13 protein-coding genes are annotated in these 23,749 nt (G+C 35.2%); 4 read left to right on the forward strand and 9 right to left on the reverse strand.

Annotated features, from left to right (window positions below; genetic code table 11):
• Positions 1–3: 3 nt before the first annotated feature.
• From J2Y60_RS12385 to J2Y60_RS12415, 7 genes are all read right to left on the reverse strand, one after another.
• Positions 4–2,754 carry an alginate lyase family protein gene (locus tag J2Y60_RS12385; protein WP_309918430.1) on the reverse strand — a complete coding sequence of 917 codons (2,751 nt, stop codon included), beginning with the start codon at positions 2,752–2,754 and terminating at the stop codon, positions 4–6.
• A gap of 62 nt (positions 2,755–2,816) precedes the next feature.
• Positions 2,817–4,400, reverse strand: coding sequence for a hypothetical protein (locus tag J2Y60_RS12390; protein ID WP_309918432.1), 1,584 nt, complete (start codon positions 4,398–4,400; stop codon positions 2,817–2,819).
• A 39-nt stretch (positions 4,401–4,439) separates the two neighbouring features.
• Entirely contained in the window at positions 4,440–7,940 is a 3,501-nt protein-coding gene (locus J2Y60_RS12395; RefSeq protein WP_309918435.1) for an alginate lyase family protein, read from the reverse strand.
• 261 nt (positions 7,941–8,201) lie between these two features.
• Complete coding sequence (locus tag J2Y60_RS12400; RefSeq protein ID WP_309918438.1) at positions 8,202–8,651, reverse strand: hypothetical protein; 450 nt, start codon at positions 8,649–8,651, stop codon at positions 8,202–8,204.
• A gap of 234 nt (positions 8,652–8,885) precedes the next feature.
• Positions 8,886–9,827 carry a hypothetical protein gene (locus J2Y60_RS12405; RefSeq protein WP_309918441.1) on the reverse strand — a complete coding sequence of 314 codons (942 nt, stop codon included), beginning with the start codon at positions 9,825–9,827 and terminating at the stop codon, positions 8,886–8,888.
• Between the two features lie 8 nt (positions 9,828–9,835).
• Positions 9,836–10,789 carry an AAA family ATPase gene (locus J2Y60_RS12410; RefSeq protein ID WP_309918443.1) on the reverse strand — a complete coding sequence of 318 codons (954 nt, stop codon included), beginning with the start codon at positions 10,787–10,789 and terminating at the stop codon, positions 9,836–9,838.
• Between the two features lie 252 nt (positions 10,790–11,041).
• Positions 11,042–12,460, reverse strand: coding sequence for a replication initiation protein (locus J2Y60_RS12415; protein WP_309918446.1), 1,419 nt, complete (start codon positions 12,458–12,460; stop codon positions 11,042–11,044).
• Between the two features lie 295 nt (positions 12,461–12,755).
• On the opposite strand from J2Y60_RS12415, the gene J2Y60_RS12420 reads away from it, so the two are divergent.
• From J2Y60_RS12420 to J2Y60_RS12435, 4 genes are all read left to right on the forward strand, one after another.
• Positions 12,756–12,923 carry a hypothetical protein gene (locus J2Y60_RS12420; RefSeq protein WP_309994650.1) on the forward strand — a complete coding sequence of 56 codons (168 nt, stop codon included), beginning with the start codon at positions 12,756–12,758 and terminating at the stop codon, positions 12,921–12,923.
• 865 nt (positions 12,924–13,788) lie between these two features.
• Positions 13,789–14,901 carry a FecR domain-containing protein gene (locus J2Y60_RS12425; RefSeq protein ID WP_309918450.1) on the forward strand — a complete coding sequence of 371 codons (1,113 nt, stop codon included), beginning with the start codon at positions 13,789–13,791 and terminating at the stop codon, positions 14,899–14,901.
• Positions 14,902–15,088: 187 nt separating this feature from the next.
• Positions 15,089–18,694, forward strand: a complete 3,606-nt coding sequence (locus tag J2Y60_RS12430) for a TonB-dependent receptor (RefSeq protein ID WP_309918454.1) — start codon at positions 15,089–15,091, stop codon at positions 18,692–18,694.
• 67 nt (positions 18,695–18,761) lie between these two features.
• Positions 18,762–20,489: a RagB/SusD family nutrient uptake outer membrane protein gene (locus J2Y60_RS12435; RefSeq protein ID WP_309918457.1), complete on the forward strand. Its 1,728-nt coding sequence runs from the start codon at positions 18,762–18,764 to the stop codon at positions 20,487–20,489.
• Positions 20,490–20,692: 203 nt separating this feature from the next.
• On the opposite strand, the gene J2Y60_RS12440 is transcribed toward J2Y60_RS12435, so the two are convergent.
• Positions 20,693–22,132, reverse strand: a complete 1,440-nt coding sequence (locus J2Y60_RS12440; RefSeq protein ID WP_309918460.1) for a sialate O-acetylesterase — start codon at positions 22,130–22,132, stop codon at positions 20,693–20,695.
• A gap of 169 nt (positions 22,133–22,301) precedes the next feature.
• The coding region (locus tag J2Y60_RS12445; protein WP_409014225.1) for a glycosyl hydrolase family 95 catalytic domain-containing protein at positions 22,302–23,749 on the reverse strand (1,448 nt) is incomplete at its 5' end.

Genomic DNA, 23,749 nt, shown 5'->3' on the forward strand with positions numbered 1-23,749 from the left:
TATTTACCTTATCAAGATTTCATTATAATCACAGGAAGGCATCTGAAAAACGATAACCTTTTTGCCGTTTTCTATTCCTTTTTTTCCTTTAATCAGCAATATTTTTCCCTGCTGTGCTAAACTTATATTTATTTTCCCTATCGATTCTGGAATACTTAGTTCTACAGGCTTTTCTGCTGAAAAGAACAATTGACTACCTTTCTTTTCTAAAACTGCTGTGGTTAATTCTTTTGCCCTAATGCTATAGGCTTGATAAGCGATTTGCTTTCCTTTTCCTAAAAACAGATAATTAAAACCTTCTGCCTTTGTACTTACAATCGCATAAACGGCTTCCGTTTTAATATTACCATGCGTCACAGCCTTTCCTGTTGCATTAGAGAATACCAATTCCTTAGCCCCTGTATTACTCTCAATCGTCAACCCTACAAAGTCAGCGGGTGCATTATTCGGATTAAAACTTTCGATAGATTTTATTGAACGAGGAGATTTGGAAGTCGATGGTTCATAAACTGCTACAAAGGGTTGATTCCAAGCTTCTCCCGACTGGCGAGCCACTAAAGTAGGCATTGATAAGGCTGCAATACTATCTGGAATCATCATATTTCCTCTAAATGTTTTAGCGGGAGGGGCTTTTACCGAGAAGATTTCACGATTGGGAGAACCTTTCATCCATACATTCATCAACACGTCCTCACGGTCTTTAACTTTTAGTTTAAACGTAGCATTAAAATCTTCCGAAGTGACTACCGATTTTTTATTCCAGAAATAATCATAAGCAAATAGATGTCCTCCTGCAAATGATAATTTAGGCGTTTCAGTCAGCGTTAATGGAGTTCCTTTAGTAGAAGTTAATACGAGTTCATGACCTAAGTTATGATAAAAATAATCGTGCATTTTATCACCACCCTTCTGCTTTTTTGAACGAAAAATATCAACATAATAAGCTGTAGAATCGCTTGTACGAATAATACTCGTTAAGCGGTTTTGGTCTGATTGAGATTCAGGTTCTAAAAAATATAATTCGCCAAAAGTAATTGCACTGAAATAACCGTCCTTCTGATTTGAAGCAGGATACGAACTAAACACATCAAAACCATGATTGCTTTTCATGACTGGATAAGCCGATATACCATCAACAGCGACCGTATTATGAGCAGGAAACTGAGAATAATATTCAGCATAATCTTGTTGAAAATAACTTGTCCCTATCCCACTCTCTGGCCCCAGAATAATTCCTTTACCGTAAATCTCCATCGAAATTCCATTAGCGTGCATGTGATTTCCCTTAGACCCAGCCATTGCCACCATCAAGCCATTCTTAGGGTTCATGCCATTCCGTTGAGCAAAATAACTAACCGATGGTGCTGAGAAAATGGGTGTAGCAAAAGTGCTAATGTCAGCATTACTAAGGGTCGTTTCCTTACTGTCATTATTATGATTCAAGCCTGCCATAGTTTTATGTCTATTCAATGCTTGAATAAATGCTGAATACGCTTTTACGTTGGCAGGCTTATGATATTTTTTAGCATTTTCTACCATTCTTTCGGCAGCTTCAAGACTTACAGCATGATAATGAGAGTCGCCAAAAGCAGTAGTATAACCATTCGGAAAAAGATATTGTGCTTCTGCTAAAACAGCTTTTTCAATAACAGGTAATTCTGGTAAAATATCATAATCATAGTGTTTATCGAACCAATCTACAAACCCAACAAAATCGTGTAAAACGCCCGCAGAATAGCCTGGAGATTCATTCCAGATACCTGTGTTTTCATCATACCCTAATTTTAATACTTTAGCAATTGACCATTGACGTTCAGAGTCTACATTCAATACTTGATTCAAATAATATTGACTTCCCTTAGCATCGTCATAGCCTTTATTTTCATCTAAAATAAAAGCTATTTCAAGAATATTCTTGGCCTGAATTAAATCCCAGTTATTATAGGCTACGCCATTTTTAATCTGCAAATCAGCCCATTTTCGAAAGGTGTCTGAATAAATTGTAAGCTTTTTAGGTGTTTTTTTACTAACATAATTGAATAGATTGTCATAAATCTTTGTCAGATTGATTAACATCGCCGTTTCTTGGATGACCTCAAAAGTAGATAACCCTGTGATTGTTTGATGATGCCCATTGCTTAAATCATGAGGTTCTTTGCGATAATACATGCCATTCATATAAGTATCGAATAAATCAAAAGCAAGTCGAGCATATTTTTCTTCTCCTGTTCTGCGATATAATGTGCTTGCTGAAGCCGCTATCTGCATAATATTAGTATTGATAGCTTCTAGCGTTCTTCCTGTTTTTGAAATATCTGCCCATTCTAATGGTTGTTCGGCTTTCGAACGGTTTACCAAAAGTACGCCTCTGGCATCATCCATATAAGGCTGAATATCTTCAAGTTTGGGTGCTCCAAATATGGTTGTATTATCTCTCGCACCGGGGAATCTTACCGTTGGTACTGGTGCAGTTCCTTCGGCATGGTCATATACGCCTCCTTTGATAAATACTTCTGTGGATTTTGTTTTCCAATACATCTGTAAACGAGAAACTATCCAACTACTATCGCTTTGATGACGATTCACATAGGTATCTACCTCAACTTTTAATTTACTCGTCGGGTTTCTTAATGTATCATCCTGTATGCGTGGATACCCCTGAGGATAATGCTTTGGCAAGGCAATCTGGCCTAAAGTAATATTTGATAATAGACAAATTATTAAACTGAATATTAGCGATTGAGGATATTTCATGCTCTGTTTTTTAACGATTGACGTATTTATAAGCTCTAGCAATACTTGAGGTTGAACGCCTATTATTTTTCTAGATAAAAAACCTGTTCAACTGGCTCAGCAGTTTGTACTTTTCCAATAATACCATATTGCCAAGCAACAATGGTTACTTTCATAGGCAGTTTGGTTTTAGGAGGTATTTTAGTAAAAACAATGTGATTATCTTTAATATACACTGGTCCTTCTTTTATATAAAACTTAACAGGTAAATTACTATCTGAAGTAGCCTCCAACACAATACTTTTCACACCAAGCTTTTGGTTCTTGATGGGTTTGAAGTCAATATGCTGAGCAATACCTTCAGTATTTTTCAAAGGAAAACGCATATCTAATTGCTGAACGGTAGACTTATATCTCACATCACCCTCATTATGAGCCAATAACCAAATATCATTACTCCGCTTAGGATTATTAAAACCCATTCTATAAAAACTCAATTGAAAAGTGGAATCGTCTAGTTTTTTAACGGGTCCACAAATACGATCTATTACGAGTTTGGTTGTAGCAAAGTCAGCGACAGGCTTTATCCGAGAAGTATCGGCGAAAAAGGCATTCAATCTGAAACTAATGCCATCTGCCAAAGGCATAAATTTTAACTGATAGTTAGCATGCGTTTTAACTGGTTTTAAAACAGTTCCATTTTGTACAAAACCAATATATTGATTCTTTTTATTGCGAGCTTTAGCATAAAATTTTTCTGTTTTATCTGCCATTTCTTTATCAAAACACCAAGATGCTTCATAACGATTTCCTTGATATCGCGTATATACATTAGGTTTCGCTGTGGCAAGGCTGTCTTTCCGCCATCTATCCATCAGCCAGCCTTGGGCAGGGTCTATGGGTATAAGCGTTTTATTATTGTTTTTGGGCAAGCGGTATATAGCTGCTTTTTTGATAAACATTGCTACATAATTGACCATCGCATCGCTATAATCAAAATGTCCGTGACCAGCATCGGCAAAAAATGAAATGGGTGCTTTTGGATGTTTAGCTACATAATCAAATCCAGGCTTTAGTCTGTTTTCCCACCATTCAAATTCTCCCATTACAAATAGTCCAGGAATGCCTTCAATAGTACGATTTCCCCAATCAGGATTTGGTTTACCACTACCCGTTAAATTCGTCAAAGGCGTATCTCCATGAATCGATACAATAGCCAAAGTGCGATTTGGATTCCAAGCACCAAAATTCCAAGGATAACTTGCCAAGGCAGAATGCCCCATAGGCACTATGGGTGCAGTAGCTAGTTCTGTGTATCCCGATACCTCAGCAAGGTCGTTCATCATGGTTTGAAAACGGTCTTGTATGCCTTTATGGAAATCGAAAGTAATGTCTAATCCCGGTGTTACCCATACTTCAGCAAAGCCAATTTCAGCCATCGTTTTTCGGAAGTTGGCATTTTCAAGCATTCCTTCTTCCACCATATTGTGCATACAAAGTATTACGCCTTTTACCTGCTTACAGTTTTCAGGAATCCAAAGAAAAGCCTGTGGATTGCTATTTGTTTCAGGGTGAACAATTCCTTGTACTGGGACAGACCATTGCCAAACCTGTGCTTTGACCGTCAAAGAAATGATGCACAAAATCAATATGAATACGTTCTTCATTCTTGATGATTATTTTTAAAACTTTACTAATTAGATTGTTTAATTACTCGTTTCCGTTCTCAGTACCTTATCATTCAGTATTTCCACGATATTTATTTTAGGATTACTCCCATTCAATTTATCAATCGTTATTTCCTGTACTCGACCATCTTTAAGTTCAACACGCACTTTGTTGCTCGTCAATGCCTCTACTTTCTTGATAACAGATTGTTTTTCATAAGGCTCTACAACTGTGAGAAAATTGGCTTCTTTCCCTTGGCTTCTTGATGAATACGTTTTGCGTCTAGCATCTTCATTTCCTAAAGGATAGTCCCCTCCTAGAATGGCTTTAAAAGCAACTGCTTTTACGCCTGATAAGTCTATTACAGTAATGGCAGTGTCTTTAGTACTGGTTGGCATAGCTGGTAAAGCCGTTTCTATAACATTCCCTGCAATTTTTATCGGACCTCCATAATAATCTTTTCCTTCCAGTGCTGGCGTTTGTATATTCTTCTTTTTTTGTGGTAGAGAGGAAATCAGTATTTCTTTCCCATTTTTCAGGACAATACGGGCATTTCCCCAAAAAAGTGTATTAGTTTTATCAGAAGAGGTTGTTGTCACTAATTCCAATTCCTTGAGATTGTCTATGGCTTGATTAATCTCAACAGCCCCTAATACCCACGTTCCTGTTTTACCTTCCTGTAATGTTTTACCTCCCGAACGAATAGCAAAATGAACTTGCTTAGCCACAGGATGTGCCTCGGCAGCAGTACCAATCATCAATTCTTTTTGTTGTGGCCAAGCCGAAAAAACATCTATTTTCAAATCACCGTCGGCACTAAAAGGAACTCGTGTACCTGTATTGTCGCAGTCTTTACCCCAACAAGTAAAAAAACTAGCTTTAGATGTCCCATTGACCGCCCACCAATTACAATCAGTAATAAACTGAGCGCTTCCCAGCGGGTCAGTATTCATCTGAGTGTCATGTTTTATAAACTTTTTATTCGTGGCTTCTAAACCTTGAAAACCTTTCATTTGAAAAAGACAGTCATAGGTATGTTCTTGTTCACCTTTCAAATAATCAGCTAATACGATATAGTCATCGGTCATTACCATTAACCGTTGCTGTTGGATTGGTTCAGTATGTCCAGTCACTTGCCCATATTCAGGTGTTTTTTGAGGTACAAAAATGGATTGTCCTTCTTGCCAAGTTTTTTCAGCAAAAGATATATTGCCTGCCCAATCATACATCATCCCACCATACGGCGGATTACTCCAACGAGATTTTGTTTCTACCAGACTAGCCTGCATCATTTTTCCAGTATAAAAAAGTTTTTGGAAACTTTCGGTTGCCTCTTGCATCTTCTGGTCAACCACTACCATATTTTTAGACAGAGAAGTCTGAACATAAAACTTGTACATATACGAAGGATAACCATACCAAACCATTTCGGGATTAAAAAAGCTACGGCCATAACGTGACATGCTTAACAAGCCCGTTCGGTCAAAGTGTCCATGAGCACCACCATGTGTTCCGTAATGCAAGGATGCTTGTATCTGTTCGTTTATTGGACGACCTTCTTTCTGAGAACGTAGCATCACAATACCCATGTTATCTGCATAGGCAGATTGTTTATCTAATACTGAATTAGTTTCAGGAAGGCCAGCAACACCATATAATAAATCTCTGGTCGTACCTCGTTTTACAATAGCAGCATATTCTGGGTCGTGAAAGAGGTAATAAGCAAGGTCATATCCTTCACCACCCACCATTGTTTCCTGCGCATCGTTTACGCCAAACATTACACCTCTATAATCAGCAAATTTTGGGATGGCATCCCACATATCTTTTAGGCAGATACTATTCTTTTTAATAGGCCCCCACTTGTCAAAATTTATTCCATTTTTCCCTGTGCCTTTAATAGCCCCGGGCATTAATGAATAGTAAGGCGTAGTACCGATAGGCACTTGCATATCTTTGAAATTAATTCCCCAAGGTGCTAGCGCTAATGCTACTTGCGAAAACTCAGTTGCACACCAAACATTATAGCCTACAGAGCATTCATACCACCAACCATCATTCATCACACCATGAGCAAGATGATCAACAATAGCACTTGGGCTATAAAATATATCTTCCACCAAATGCCAGTCCTGAATAGCCAAAGCACAATATAATGCACCGCACATCTCACTCAGCTTCCAGTTATTAATAGCCCCCTGACGCATATCTAGTTGAACAGTTTCAATAAATAGCCTAAAGGTATATTCAATATTTTGTTCATCTGTCTGGCTAAATACATTGGCTGTCTTAACCATATCATAAGCCATGGCAATATGCTGAAAGAAATGTCCTTCTTGTACAAATGATTGATGACAACCCCTAAACGTACTTGAATATCCCATAATTGGGTCGCTTAATCGACGCATAAAAACGGCTATATTTTCAGCATACTTTTTATCTCCTGTCAATTGATAAGCTATGCCAGATGCCATTAAGTTATATTCTTCCTGTGTTTGAAACAACTGCATTCCTTTATCTGCATTGTCGTTAGTCAGTTCAGTAGCCAAGGCAGGTACTATCCATTTATCTGCTAATTGAATGTATTTATCTTTTTCCTTTTTAGCCCAATCATAATTCATTACTTTATCTCTCACTACTTGCCAGCGGTCGGCAGTATGAAGAATATTCGGACTAGGCAATGTTGATGCCGTAATTAGCTCAATACTCGCATCAGGCAATTGCCTTCCATTTGCCATTATTACGATATTTTGCTTTTCCCTCCCTCCTGCTGGCACTCTGTCAGCTATTTTAACGGTTACTATGCAATTTTTACTTTCAGCAGGCTTTAATTCAAATTCAGCAGGTTCAATGCTTGTAATCATTGATTCCCACCCATATTGGTTTGTCCTCAAATTTACTGATTGTACTTTATCGCTTGTATTGCCAACATTCAACTCATACTTTACTGTTGTACCCTTAGCCCCAGACTTTCCTTTGATGTCTGTGCTAACGGCCAATACTTCTCCTTGTGTTAACTGAACTTGTTTAATAAGGACTTGCTGATTATTTGAGCTTGTTTGTTTAATACTAACCTCTTTAACAGCCTGTAAAAAGGCTTGTCTTTGGGCATTTTTTATCCCAAAGCTTTTGAAGGGTATTATTATTTGTTGCCAACCCTTATTGTTAATAGCTACATTTGCTTGTATTTCGGGCTGTAGATAATCTTTGTTATAATTGGCAGTACGTAAGGTAACTTGAAGGCTTGTATGCTCGTCTTTTTCCAAATATATCCAAAACCTAATCCCATAATAAGGTGTATAGTTTTTTACTCCTTCATCTATTCTTCTAAATCCTTTGTTATAGCGTTTGCCATCGACATAACGATACGTAATACTATTGTTTGTTAACGCAACGACTCTATCTTTATCAACCACTGATACGCCCTTCCAATCAGAGAAATCACCTTTCCCAATATTTTCAAATAAAGTTCCTGAGCCTGCTATTAATTGATAATACGATGCAACAAAAAGAATTAAGACTACGAATATATTTTTCATTAGTTATGCCACTAGACTTTACCTAATTAGTCTAGCACGTTTGATTTAGTATTTTTTCTTGTAAGAGCTAAATCGATTAAGCATTCTTTAATAACAAACATTAAATATGTACTTAATCTAATAAATTTGAATTAAAGAAGGAAAAGGAAGGACTGCATACCCTATTTTTTGAAAGTATTTAGTTAAATAATACTGTAAAGGAGGTATGTCAAAAAGAGTGGAGTTGTACTAATGCAAGAATAGAGGTCGTTATCAATAGCTTTATTTCCCTAATATGTGTGTCATATAATCATCAGCCATTTCAATCAATGCTTCAGAATGTAATAGTTTACTATATTCGATTCCCTGCAAAGCCAAGGCATGAATAAGTTGATTTAAGGTACTTGCTTTTCCTTTGCCTTGCAACAATGCTTTGTATTGAAAATATTTTATCCCAAGTGGCTCTAATACATCTTGCATTTTCAAGGGTGTATTACGGTCTTCACTAATTTTGGTTGTATTAAAAAGTAGTTGTAGGGCAGTAGTATAAAGTTTAGCATAAAAGAAATTTGCTACTTCTTCATCAGCTAAAATTTTATTAAGTTTTTCATGCATCTCAGGGCTCAACGAATGATTTAACCTATTCGCATCACCATTAATTTGTCTTATTTCCTTTTCAGAAAGCATATTTCCCCCTTGACTTGTACTACCTTTCATTACTACATAGTTCATAATTTTAACACATTAGAAAGTGGAATGTTGAATTGAGTTACAAAAATTATCAAAATCTGCTGAATTAAAAAGTCTTTCGTAACTGATTCTTGTTTCTGAATACATATTAACACAAAAATGATATTGAATTGTTAGGTACTCCTATAAAAAACCTGATGTTGGTTACATCAGGTTTTTTATAGGAAATGCTCCTAATGGTTATCCTCTCCCCTACCCTTTTATTCAAAAACTGAATTATAGGATCCCTAAAAAAGCACCGTATTCATCTAATAATCTTTTAAGCCCTTCAAAGTCTTCTTTGCTTCTGGTTGTATATACTTTCTCTGTTTGTTCTGTAAGGTTATTTGTCCAAACACTTAATCCCTCATAATTTACCTCAGGCTTACTATTTTTAGCCACTGGTTTATAGCCTAAACCACTTGCTTCAACCACTTTTTCAATATCTACTATGGTAGTAATAGGCTCAATATCATCCGTAATTCTCCCTAGTGTTTGAATAACCTTTTTATCAATCTTTCTTTTGCCTGTCAAAATTTCATTTCTCAAGGTAGGTTCTACTTTGGACAATCCCTCAGCAAATTGCGCATCTCTCTTAATGGTAGAAGTCCCTACCTTATATTCTTTCGCTAATTTCTCAACAGTTCTGCCTTTTTCTGGTGCATGAGCATTGGGTTCATTGTGGACCCAATGCCCTGTTCTATCATACTTGCCGGGACCTGTTTTTTCATTCAAAAACCTTAGTCCTCTGAAATAAGATACTTGTTCCGGACTCAGGTTTCTTCTTCCTAGTTGTAAATCAATCATGTAATCTTTCACTTCCTCTTTGGAATTGAAAGGCATCAATTGCACACTGAAATTTAAATTGTTCTTTTTACAAATCTGAAAACGGTTATGCCCATCTACCAATACATAAATTGGTTCATCTGGGTATGCTGCTCCTGCTTCAATCGCACTTCGCTTGGTTTCCCAAAGTGTCAAAGCATCACGACAGCCATTTTTGATGATATTTTGTTCTAACAAAGAAAACTCTTCCGCCCCCAAAGGAGGAATAAATACTCTTAGTTCTTCCAGAATTTCTATGTTCTTTTTTACCTGTTCATCAGATATCAATTTATTATTAACAAACGTACTTTTTGTTGTCGCAGCAATGGCTTTTCCTAAATCTAGTTTTTTCATCTTTCCTCTTATTTAACCAATTGAAGGTATTCAATATATTCATTGCAGAAATCAGCATACAATTTGGCGGCTTCAGAAGTACCAGAGAATTTTGAGATAGTGTTCAACATTACCTGTGCTTTCTGGAAATCAACCAAATGTTTGATTTCTGTTTTGAAAATTCTAATTGGTAAATTTTCTCGAACGGCTTCTTTGATATTATCATGAACCGAGTTCTTCTTTACCATCGTAAAAACCAAGCCGTCTATGTCCAACATTGGATTAAGGTTTTTCTTTACATCATGTACTTTATCCAATAATGTATTCACTCCTTTCATCGCCGCCATTTCGGGAAGCATCGTCACTAAACAAGCGTCAGAGGCATACATGGCAGATACTGTAAGTTTACCCAACGATGGTGGACAATCAATCAATACATAGTCAAACTCGCTTAATAAGGGAATAATACGGTTTTTTAAACGCAAATCTCCTCCTGTTAATAATATTAATTCGTATTCTGCTTTGGCTAAATCAATGTCCGATGGCGAAAGATATAGATTTTCTTGTATCTCAACTACTGGAAACTCAGCATCATTAATCAATGAATCTGCTACCTGTACCTCTGGGTTTTCAATTCCTAAGATTTGAGATAAATTCCCTTGTGGGTCTAAATCAATCATTAATACCTTGAAACCTTTATTTGCCATAGCTTCGCCTAAACATGAAACTGTAGTGGTTTTGCCCACTCCACCTTTATGATTTACTACTGAAACTACTCTGGCTTTTTGATATAAATCTTTAGAGTAGCCATATTTCATCAGAACCCCTTCTAAAGCAACTAAATGGTTTTCATTTAATTTACGATTTCCAGCCACCGCCTGTCGTAATGTACCAGAAGGTAAGGATGCTTCTTTTTCTATTCCTGCTATCGACAACGCAGGATTATGTCTAAAGAATTTTAAAGCATTTTCTTGTGTAAGCATTTCTAAATGATTTAGGATTTTATCACATATTTGTTACAAATCTATTATTTATGTAACAAATATGCAACAAAACAATGTATAATAATCCAATTAAATTATACATTGTCTAAAAAACATTTAAAATCATGTTAAAACGTAAGTAATTCATCTTCTATTCTCAATAATTAGGGATGAAAAGAAAGATAAATATAACGCACTTAAATATACGTCAATCAAGTAATAGACGATTAATCACGTTGGATTTAATTGTTTTTACAACAGGTTTATTCCTATTTTCTTTCCCTCTTTTTGTAAGGCTATTGCGTCAGAATGAGCGTGAATCTGTTGTCTATAAGCACTTTCTACTATTGAGATAATAGCTCCGTTAAAAGATGGATTAATGTCTAAGTATTGAATAATATTCTCAACCGAAACAGTATTGCTATAATATTTTTTAAACGATTCAAATGGGAATTGAGTCTCTAATGAAGTGCTTAATTTGTTCACTACATATTGGTAGCAACTTTCATCTGTTTTCAGCAATTCAATAATTCTATTCTGGCAATAGGTATGATATTTCTTTTTAAGATTAAATACATTCATATTCAAGCCTTCTTCTCGGGCTTTTTCTAAATGCGCTTTTCTCTTTTTCTCTCTTTCCTCTTTTTGTTTACTTTCTTTTTCTTTTAATAATTCAGCAAATTTATCGTCTTCAAGTAATTGGATAATATAACCAACAATATTTCGGATAGTCTTTCCTCCTTTTGCTTCTGCAAAAGCATAAGCAATTGTTTCTTTAATAGTCTCCAATGGATATGCTTGTAACCATTTCAGAATCAAATCTTCAGATGCACCATGTTCTCCAACTAATTTCAAAATTTCACTGAGGTCTTTGTTTTCAGCCGACTTCTTTTTATGCTCATTTACGACTTCAAAAGTAGCTTCTATAATACTTCCATCATCGTTTGGCACAGCGATATTGTCGTTTCTATGAATCGTAAAAACTAACAATACCACAGTATTGGCTTTTTTCTTTTCTTCATAAGTAAAATACAAATCGCTGGTTTCCTGCAATTCCTTTTGGGCTACATTAATTACTCTTTTTCTAAAATCAGTATATTTGGCATAACGATCACCTAGCCCAAGAATATCTTTCAGCTTTTCAACTTCAAATTTAAAAGTCCCTAATCTTTCAGATTCTTTACAAAATTCATAAAACCTGATGGCATAAATACTTTTTAATTGTAAAAGCGACCGAATATCAATGACAGTGAAATTAGTCTTGAGTTGTAATAAATAGGGCGTTAAGGTAGGAGAAAAGTCTATATTGAACTTTCCCAGACCATTGTTGTACGTATAACCAGCTATGATGGTAGTATTAATTAAACCACCATCAAATTTGTTATAAATGGTTTTTTTCAGAAAATTATCTAGTTCAATATTAATCCTTGAATAGATAGCGGTTGTACTGATTCCTGTTATCTTTTTAAACTCTTGTACAGAAATAGTGATGGTATCTAGTCTATCTTTGGTATGGTCTATCTTTGAAATCATGTGCAAAAGTATTTTAACCTGTATCGTACTCAAATCATATCGAGCATTGATTACAGGATTACTTTTTACTAATTTGAAGGGCGATTGCGATACGGCTGCCATTGCATTAGCAACTTTATCCGTTTTTTTATTTCCCATAGCTACACTGAAACATAGATATCAACAGAGGAAAGAGACTTCTAAATTTTAATAATCTCTTGCAATTTAACACTTCAATGATAACCAACAAAATTCTTAAAATATATATTTATCTACAATTTGAGACTAAACATTCAATTTGTCTCTAGTCTGCATTCAATTTGTCTCGCTTATGCATTCAGATTGTCTCTAGTCTACATTCAATTTGTCTCACTTATGCATTCAGATTGTCTCTAGTGTGCATTCAAATTGTCTCATTATACAGCTATAATATATTAAAAATCAAACAGTTACGATGCCTAAAATATTTAAAATATATTTAAAGAATAAAAACAACAAAGAAAATAAAGTTGATGAATTGTTATTTTTTGATATTTATTTTAAAAGTTTTTTATTTAAAACAAGACTTAAAGCTAAAAAACGTATGATTTTGAACTTTAAGATACCTACTTTGATTTTTTAATTTGTTTTAATCACAAATATTGGTCAGAATAAGCCTATGTTTTTGCTTTTGTTTCATAATCAATAAATAGATTCGAAATTAATTCAATTTGTCTCTCTTTAAGACTCGAATAATATCACTCCTATTTTTAAAATTAATTCAATTTGTCTCGTTTCTTAGTATAAGTAGTCTATTCAAAGGAACTTTAATTAATTCAAAAAGTCTCTGTTGGTTAACAAGAGGATTTTATTAAAATGACTTGTATTCATTCAAATTGTCTCGTTTGTGACTCCTGAAATCTACTTTGAATGCATTCAAAAAGTCTCACTTTGCTGACTAATAAATAGTTAGCTATTCATTCAAATTGTCTCGCTTCAGAGTTTAGTAAATCTATTTGAACTACTTTAAAATTAATTCAAATTGTCTCTCTTTGCAGCCATTTCTTTCGCTTAGAATTCGTAAAAATACATTCAAAAAGTCTCGCTTGTAATATCTTTCTGGATTTGAATTAATTCAATTTGTCTCGTTTATGCATTCAAATTGTCTCTTTTAAAAATCGCTACAGATGTATTGTTATCTTGGAGATACTGAAAAACAATAAAACAACACCCTTATTGAAGGTAAAAGGCGAGTGGAGTATAATATTAAAAGATACATGTAAAGACATTCAATTTGTCTCACTTCTAATATTGGTATTAGTATGAGAGCATTGGGTCCACAATGAACCCAATGCTCTATTTACAGTATAGTTTGTTATAAACAAACAAGCATGTAGACCTAGAAAAGAACATGTTATAAATATTTTAAAATATTATTTCATAAAAAGGGTATATAATTTATCCTTCTACATCTTTATCATGAAACCAAATAAAGTGCAATAATTCCTATGCAGCATTATAAAAACTATAGACCAGAAGATTTTGCTTCTGACGCGTCATTCAGAAGATGGGTGTTGGAAGGAAATGATTACGATACAATATTTTGGGAGAATTGGATAGACAACAATCCAGAAAAAAGAGAAGACATTGAAAATAGCAAAAATATATTATTATCAATTACCAATGCCTTTAATCAAATATCAGATGATGAATTACAAGAAGAATTAGAAAAACTTGAATTTAAACTGGATGAAAAGGAAGATGCTCAATCAAAATTGAAGACATTTTTATTCAACAGACGGTTTTTTTATGTAGCGGCATCTGTAGCGATGTTATTAGGCGGATTTTGGTGGTTTGTAAAACAAACAGGAAATATGCGGTATGGTGATATGTTATTCCATTCAAATAAAACAGTATTAGTCAATAACGATTTGATAGAAAAAGAAAACTATACAGGGCATCAAGTAACGGTAGCATTGGCAGATGGTAGTATTGTAATCCTGCAAAATGAAAGTAAGATTAGTTATCCAAAGACATTTGCGAAGGAAAAAAGAGAAGTATATTTAGAAGGAGAGGCATTTTTTGAAATTGCAAAAGACCCACAAAAACCATTTTATGTATTTGCCAATGATTTAGTAACTAAAGTATTGGGAACAAGTTTTTCGGTTAAAAACGATAAAATTTCCAAAAAAGTAAAAGTTATTGTAAAAACTGGTAGAGTTTCAGTATTTGAAAGAACAGAAGAAAACCTGAATAAGCAACAAACTCAAACACAATTAGATGGTTTAGTCCTTACACCAAATCAGCAAGTGGTTTTTGACGAAGTAGATAAAAGAATGCAACGTTCGACGGTAGAAAATCCTGAGATTTTAGCGATGCCAATTCAAAAAAACTTGTTTGAGTTTGACCATACGCCCATTGCAGATGTATTTAAAAAGTTAGAAGAATCGTATGGATTGAAAGTAATGTTTGATAAAGATGTAATGAAGAATTGCTATTTAACGGCCTCGTTGGCTGATGAACCATTGTTTGAAAAACTACTTTTGATTTGTAAAACAATAGATGCTAGGTACGAAGTTATCGATGCACAAATAATAATTTATAGCAAAGGATGTATTTAAATTAACCCAATAAAATGTATGATGAAATAGCCCAATCAAAGAAAAAACTTATTGAAAAATAAGGCGAAAGTGCTGCAACACTCTCGCCTTGTGAACCCCAAAAATCTGTTGGCTAAGATTACACCCATATAAATGGGTGACTGGGAGAATTTTGCCAAATCAAAACAATGACAAAACAAACAAATGTATGAAAAACAGATTACTATTTCAAAAAACAATTTTAAAAATCATGCGAATAAGTCTGTATCAAGTACTTATGGCGATTGTATTCACAACCATCGCACAAGCTCATAAGACAATCGCTCAGGAAATACTTGAACGCAAAGTTTCAGTGCAATTATATAATCAGAATATTGAGTCTATTTTACATACAATCGAGAAAGCTTCTGAAGTACAGTTTATGTACAACCATCAAATTTTTGATGGTAAACAGAAAATATCATTTAATGCTGAAAACGAAAAGCTCAATAAAGTATTAGACAGACTATTAAGTCCGTTAAAAATAGATTATGAATTAGCAGGAAACAGAATTATATTAAAAAGAGGCTTGAAGTCGATTGCTAGTATTAGCACAATCGAAAATTTAAGTACTGAATTAATTCAAGCAGAACAGTTAGTAAAAGGAAAAATAACTGATGAGAAAGGAGAGGGGATACCCGGTGCCAATGTCTCCATTAAAGGAACGCAAAAAGGAACTTCCTCTGATGCATTGGGTAATTATACTATTTCAGTACCTGATGAGAAGACAGTTTTGATATTTTCTTCTGTTGGTTTTGAGAAAAAAGAGATTGTTGTTGGGAAACGTATAAACATTGACGTGACGCTAGCTAACGATGTTAAATCACTGGAAGAGGTAGTCGTAGTGGGGTATGGTACAGCAAAAAAAGCGACGTTAACAGGGTCTGTGTCAACTGTTAATGCAGCTACTTTTAAAGATAGAGGCCCAGTGTCAAGTCCATTAGCAGCTTTACAAGGACAAGTTGCTGGTGTTACCGTAACCCGTAGTTCGGCACAGGCTGGTCGTGAGGGTTGGAATTTCCAAATTCGTGGTGCTTCATCAGCCAATGCTACAGAACCATTGGTCATTGTAGATGGTGTTCCTGTGCCAAATGTAAGTGCTTTGAATTCTTTTAACCCGAATGATATTGAAAATATCTCATTTTTGAAAGATGGAGCTGCGGCTATTTATGGGTCAAGAGCGGCTGGCGGTGTTGTTTTGATTACTACTAAGAGAGGAAAGTCTGGCAAAATGACTATCGAATATAATGCTTCTACTTCCTTCAAAAAAGTAGGTCTGTTACCAAAACTAATTGATATCAATGGTTGGGGACCAATGATGAAAGAAGCCAGAACCGCAGATGGATTTGCACCTACCGATATTTGGTATAATTACGGTAATGTATCAATGTTAGCATTGGCCGCTGGTAAACAATGGCTTACGAAAGCAGAATATGATGCTTTGAGTCCGAATGGAGCAAGTTTATTCTCGGATGTTAAAGATTTTACCTTTTTTAATGGAACAGAACAAGATATGTTGTGGGGAAATGCTCGTTCTTCAGAACATCAGTTGAGTATCTCTGGCAGAACAGAAAAAGCAGGATACCGTATCTCATTAGGATATTTAGACGACGGAAGTTTATTGAAAGTTGGAAATAATTCAGCCAAGCGTTATAACTTCCGTATGGCTCATGATTATCAGTTTACTAGTAAACTAAGGATGGAGACCAATATCTCTTTTGAAAAACAAGATATTACACAACCTACTTACCTTGGAGATATTGTAAATAACGGTAATCAGCCGGGTAAGCCCTTAAGTGGACTAGGATTGACTGGAAAGCCATATATTTGGGGCTCAGGTTTAGGCAATGCCTCTGTAAACCAGATTGCGAGTTTAGGTGGAGATAATGATGAGTACAATAATCGTTTAAATACGAATTTAAATTTAACGTATAACTTTTCACCATCATTCAAGGCAGTAGGTTTTGCTGGATATTATTTGTTCAATACAGATATTAGAACTTTAGGAAATGCGATTCCTTGGTATAATTATGCAGGTGATATTTTACTTTCAACATTACCTACACGTAGCTTTTATCAACGCTCTACCAGACAAGAAGCTAATTATAACTTGAATGGATATTTAGAATATGATAAACAAATTGGAGATAAACATAACATCAAAGGAGTCGTAGGAGCTCAGTTTGAGCGTTTTGAGAAAAATATCTATATCGCTAAAACCTTTGATGTGTTAGCTAATGTACCACCGTCGTTATCGCTAAGTACAGGTGATGGGACTTCAAAAACAGTCCAAGAAACACAATTTCATACAGCATTGGCGGGATATTTTGGTCGTTTGAACTATAACTATGCAGATAAATACTTTGTAGAGGCTAATGCACGTTATGATGGTTCTTCAAAATTCCGTGCACAAGATCGTTGGAAATTATTTTATGGTATTTCTGGAGGATGGCGTTTGAGTGAAGAAACCTTTATGAAGGATTTAGGCATATTTGATGAATTAAAACTAAGAGGTTCGTATGGTATAATGGGTAATCAAAGTGGAATTGATAACTATGACTATATTCAATTTTTGAACTTAGCATATTCAACATCTTCTACTGATGCAAACTACCCAATTATTGGTACTAGCCCAGTAGTGCGTGTTGCACCTACAGGTACATTGGTAGCTTATGACCGTACATGGGAAAGGTTGGAGTCTAAAAACATAGGACTTGATTTTACTTTGTTGAATAGAAAACTATCAGGAACATTTGAATATTTCTGGAAAAGAAATAATAATATGTTATTAAGTAGAACTTATTCAGCTGTGATTGGTGCCTCAGCTCCTAAAGGGAATAATGGTGATTTATCTGTTTGGGGGTGGGATTTTTCTTTGAACTGGAGAGATAAAATTGGGGATTTCTCGTACCGTATTGGGGGGAATATTTCAGATAATCAAAATAAGTTAGTGAATTTTGGTGGACAAAATATTATCAGTAGTGCCAACAGAGGTTTCAATAGTGCCGTTGAAGGTTACCCAATTGATTCATATTTTGGTTTAGTGTATGATGGACGTATTCAAACAGCAGAGCAATTAGCCAATTATAGAAAATACATTACTGGAAATAATATCGGTATGCCAGCAGGTGCAGAAACCGCTCAAGCTAATAATAAATTGGCCTTGGGTGATAATATGTACAAAGATGTAAATGGCGATGGAAAAATTACGTTCCCAGAAGATGCGGTTTTTTTAGGAACAGACAGACCTCGTTTATCATATTCATTTAACGGTGGTATTGAATATAAAGGCTTTGATGTGAATTTTATATTCCAAGGAGTAGGTAAAAGAACAATCGTTCGTGACGGTAACTGGCGTATTCCAGCGGCTGTAATTTTCCAAGCTCAGAATGCGGCTTTCCAAGACCAATGGTGGACACCAACTAGGACAGACGCTACTTTGCCTCGTATTTCGAGTACTGGAACAATCAATAACTACAACTATTTTCCTTCTAACTGGGTAGCTGAAGATGGCTCTTATTTAAGATTGAAAAATATAGTAATAGGTTATACTATTCCAAAAAGCATAACTCAGAAAGCTAAAATTGAACGCTTAAGAGTTTACTTTTCAGGAAATGATTTATTTGAATTCTCAAAAATTAAGGATGGTTGGGATCCAGAAGCACCAAGAACAGTTTCAAATGCTGGTGATTCTGATAACCTAAACGTAAGTACAACCAGTCAACGTTATCCATTTTATCGCTACTTTACTTTTGGTGTTAACTTAACATTTTAAGACTTTAATAGCTGATATTTCATTATGTACAATTACAATCATTGAGAATTTTAAAATTAATAAGGAAATGAAATTTAACAATAGATATTTAAAAATAGCACTAGCAGGACTATTACTAACCAACGTTAGCTGTAATAGTTTGGTTGATATGAAACCTATCAATGAGATTTCTGATGCAGATTATTGGAAAACTGCCGATCAGTTTAAACTAGCTGCTAATGAATTTTATACATATTTACGCACTTTTACTGATGTAATTAATGATAATCCACATTCAGACCGTCGTAGTGATATCGTTTATGTAACAGGTGGTTCTGTTTATAGCAATGGTTCAAATACTATTCCAGCATCTGATGGTAATTGGAATACTGCTTATGCAAGGATTCGTGCTACTAATTATTTATTGGATAAAGCAACCACCTATAGTCAACCTGCTGAAATACAGAAATATATAGCCGAAGCAAAGTTTTTTAGAGCATACATCTATTTCGATTTATTACAGCAATTTGGAGGAGTACCAATCGTTTCAAAATTATTGACAACTACTTCACAAGAGCTTACTAATCCAAGAAATACCAGAGATGAAGTAGTAGATTTTATTGTGCAGGATTTAGAAGCGGCCATAGCCATACTACCAACAGAAAGTGCTATTGCAACCACTGATAAAGGAAGAATAAGCAAAGGAGCGGCACAAGCTTTTTTAGGAAGAGTAGCCTTATATGAAGGGACATGGCAGAAGTCAAGAGGAAATACAACACGCGCGAATACTTTATTGGATAAAGCCATTGCTAATTCTGACGAAGTTATCAAAAGTGTTCAATATGAATTGTTTGCACCTGTTGCCTTAGGAGACTCTGCACAAAAATATCTGTTTATTTTGGAGAACCAGCAGTCAAACCCAGCAAACATTACTAAAGCAGCTAATAAAGAGTATATCCTAGCAAATAGATATGATTTTGCCACACGTCAAATACGTTTTAATGTTACTCACACATTGTTAAACAATGTTGTATGGGTTACTCGTAAATTCGCTACCATGTATCTTAGCAAAGACGGTTTACCTATTGAAAAATCGCCATTGTTTAAGGGATTCGCCACGACTACTTCTGAATACCAAAACAGAGATAACCGTATGAAATATAATATGATGCTTGATGGCAATTATTATTTTGACAACGAGAATCCGGGCGCTAGAACAAACTGGAAAGGTGATGCTGCTGAACTTGCTTTATCACGTGGAAAGCATAAATCAAATACTGCTTCTGGATACGGAAACCAAAAGTTTTGTACAGAAAGACGTTTAGATGATAATCAAGAGGGGTATGACTATCCCGTAATCAGATATGCTGAGGTATTATTAAACTATGCTGAAGCAGTGTATGAAAGAAACGAAGCAATATCAGATGTTGATTTAGACAAGTCGCTTAATTTGGTTCGTAATCGTGTAAACAAAACGATGCCAAAATTAAGCAATGGCTTCGTGCAAGCTAATGGACTTGATTTAAGAACAGAAATTAGAAGAGAGAGAACGATTGAGTTATATTTAGAAGGATTTAGAAGAGATGATTTGATTCGCTGGAAAACGGCGGAAGTAGAAATGCCCAAGCCAATTGAAGGAATTACGTGGACTGGTACAGCTTATGAGACTTATTGGTCAGGTATTAAAAATAATGTTGTCAATGGTAATTATCGTTTAGAATCGAGTAGAGTATGGCAAGAAAAGCATTATCTATTGCCACTTCCATCACAACAACTACAATTAAACACTAATCTTGTACAGAATACAGGCTGGTAAAATATTACTTATATATTATATTTCTTTTAATAGGGACAACACATTGTGTGTCCCTATTTTTATTGAAAACTATTGTAGAGAAGATTATTTAAAAAGTACAATTGTATTATTATGTATTTATATTTATAATAGTCTATAAATCAAATATCTAATTTGATTATTTGTGATAAGTATCTGTGGCTAATTATTAGCTAAGTTATAGTTTAATGTTTCCAATCTAACCCATTTGTCCTAAAAGGAACAACAGGTAAATTGGACTCATTTACTAAATTGGGCATCGCAGTTTCGTCCCAAGCAAAACGGACATATTTAGGTTTGGTAATTTCAGTATTTGAAACAATGATTTTGTTGCCTTGTATTTCAGCTTTAGCCTTTAAAAATGTCCCATCCACGCCTGCAATCTGAAACCAATTAGGCTCTTTTCCATCATTTGTTTTAAAAGATTGTACCTCGTCAAAACGAAGGATAATCTTTCCCTTTTTGACCTTCATTTTTTTGTAGTGAGGGTTTTTGTAAGGAATGCCTTTTTGTCCATAGTCTTTAGCTAAAGCAATGGCTGATAGTCTTTTGCCTACTTCCCATTTGTACGAAGGATGTATGTCAGCAAGGTTATCTACCAAGTCGGTTACTACAACCATCCCAGTATTTGGAATTTTAAGCGTTAATGCTTGAGCTTCCCAAAACTTAGGGAGTGTTTCGTTCGTGTGACTTATTTTGTCTTTACGTTTGCTATAATAATATGGGGCAATCTGCACAAAATAGAATGGGAGGGAAGCGTCAGCCCATTTGTTGCGCCAAGCATCAATCAGTAGTTTAGACTTTTCGGTATAACGCAAAGTCTCGTTGAGCATACAATTGGATTCACCCTGATACCATAATATACCTTTGATACTAAAAGGTGCCAATGGTGCAATCATACTTTCATAGTTTTTTCCAATATCTGAACCATCTATTTTACTAGTTTCGCCTAAGTCTTTGGCAAAAAAGGGAGAAGACTGGTAACTTTCAAGGGGTGTCCATGGTTCAATACGACTACCACCCCAAGAACAGCTAATAATTCCAACTGGCACATTGAGGGTATTTTGTAATTGTTTAGCAAAATAAAATCCTATTGCCGAAGCTTTTCCCATAGGTTCCCCTGCTGCTTCCGACCAGCCCTTTGTACTGATATCTGTCAAGTTAACTTTTTTATCAACCGTCAGTAATCTGATACTAGAATATTGCTTGGTTAAATCAATCGCCGAACTATCAATACCTTTCTGAGGCTTTGCATAATTTTTCAATAAGCTCATAGGGTATTCCATGTTCGATTGCCCCGAACATAACCATACCTCACCAACCAAAATATTGTTTAATAAAATGGTAGAATCGCCCGAAATAATCAATGTTCTAGGTTCAAAAGAAGGCTTTTCGGCTTGTAAGGTAGTTTTCCAAACCCCCTTTTCATCTGCATGTGCTACAGATTGTTGTGTCCCAAATTGTATAGATATAGTTTTCTGTGGGCTACTCCATCCCCAAATCGTAATAGGTTTATTGGCTTGCAAAACCATGTTACTGCCCAATACGTTAGGCAAACGAATTTGTGCTTGAATGGCAGAAAGTAATAGGATATTAACAAATAAGAAGGAGAAGATTTTCTTCATGTGAAATGTTAATTAATATTCAAGATTTTAATAATATGTTACAATAATACTAAAAGTAATTACTGACAAACATATACTAATAAGATGGCGAAGGCAAAAAATAGCCTAAACATCAAACACTGACATTTAGGCCATTTTAGCTACTTAGTTTTATGATTTTACTTTAAAATCATAAAACTTCAAATGTGTAAGTTTTACCTTTTTGAGTGGTAAAATCATATAAGAAAGTCGGAGTGATTTCTGGAAGTTCAATGGTTGCTTTTGGTGAAATAATAGGTTTTTCAGTTATTTCCGTTACAAATAAAGGATTACTATTTTCTCCTTTGGCAACTTGTAAATTAACACTTTTAGTTTTTAATGCCGTAACAGTCCGCAAACGACAATTCCCGCCAATGGTTGATTTGATTTGTAGACTTTTTATTTTCCCATTTTTCCAAGTCATTTTTACAATCTCAAAACCACCACGTGTTTTTAAGCCTGTAATACTTCCTTTTTCTTTCCAGAAATCGGGTAAAGCAGGTAGTAAATAAATAGCTCCATCATAACTCTGCACTAACATTTCGGCAATGCCCGAAGTACAGCCAAAGTTTCCATCTATTTGAAAAGGTGCGTGAGCATCAAACAAATTGGGATAAGTACCCCCACCAGCTGCATTCACCCCTAAGGGTGATAATTGGTTTTGAATCAATTTATGGGCATGGTTTCCGTCTAACATCCTTGCCCACCAGTTTACTTTCCAACCCATACTCCACCCAGTTGAAATATCCCCACGTTGATTAAGCGTATTGCCTGCTCCTACAAATAACTCAGGAGTACGATATGGCGAAATCTGACTTGAAGGGAACAACCCATATAAATGAGAAATATGACGGTGCTTATCGTTCGGGTCATCTATATCTTCCATCCATTCTTGTACTTGGTTATGCTGACCAATACGCATAGGCGATAAGCGATTACGAACAGTTTTAAGCGTATCCACCAATTTATCATCTTTTTTTAATATTTCAGCCGCACGTATTGTCACACTTAACATATCAAATACAATCTGATTGTCCATCGTCACACCAGCATCAAAAGAAGAACCTTGATGAGCAGCAGGAGCATTTTCTGGAGAAGTTCCTGGGTTTATCACCAGGTACTTATTACGAGGATCTTCCACCAAATCATCTACAAAGAATAAAGCTCCGCCTTTTAAAATGGGGTAAATTTCAGCTAGATATCCTTTGTCGCCCGTATAAAGATAACGTTCCCACAAATGCTGACATAACCAAGCACCACCCATGCTCCAAACACCCCAAAAAATACGGTCAACTGGGCCTGTTATTCTCCACAAATCTGTATTGTGGTGTGCTACCCAGCCTCTTGAACCATACATCGTTCTGGCTGTTTCCTGTCCCGTTTCTGACAATTCTTTAATCATCTTAAACAAAGGCTCGTGCATTTCAGATAAATTAGTTTTTTCAGCAGGCCAATAATTCATCTGCGTATTGATGTTGATAGTATATTTACTATCCCAAGATGGAAACATCTTTTCATTCCAAATGCCCTGTAAATTAGCAGGTTGTCCACCAGAATTGGAAGAAGAAATCAATAAATAACGACCGTATTGAAAGTATA

The organism is Arcicella sp. BE140 (genome assembly GCF_031456255.1).
GTDB classification, from domain to species: Bacteria; Bacteroidota; Bacteroidia; order Cytophagales; family Spirosomataceae; genus Arcicella; species Arcicella aquatica.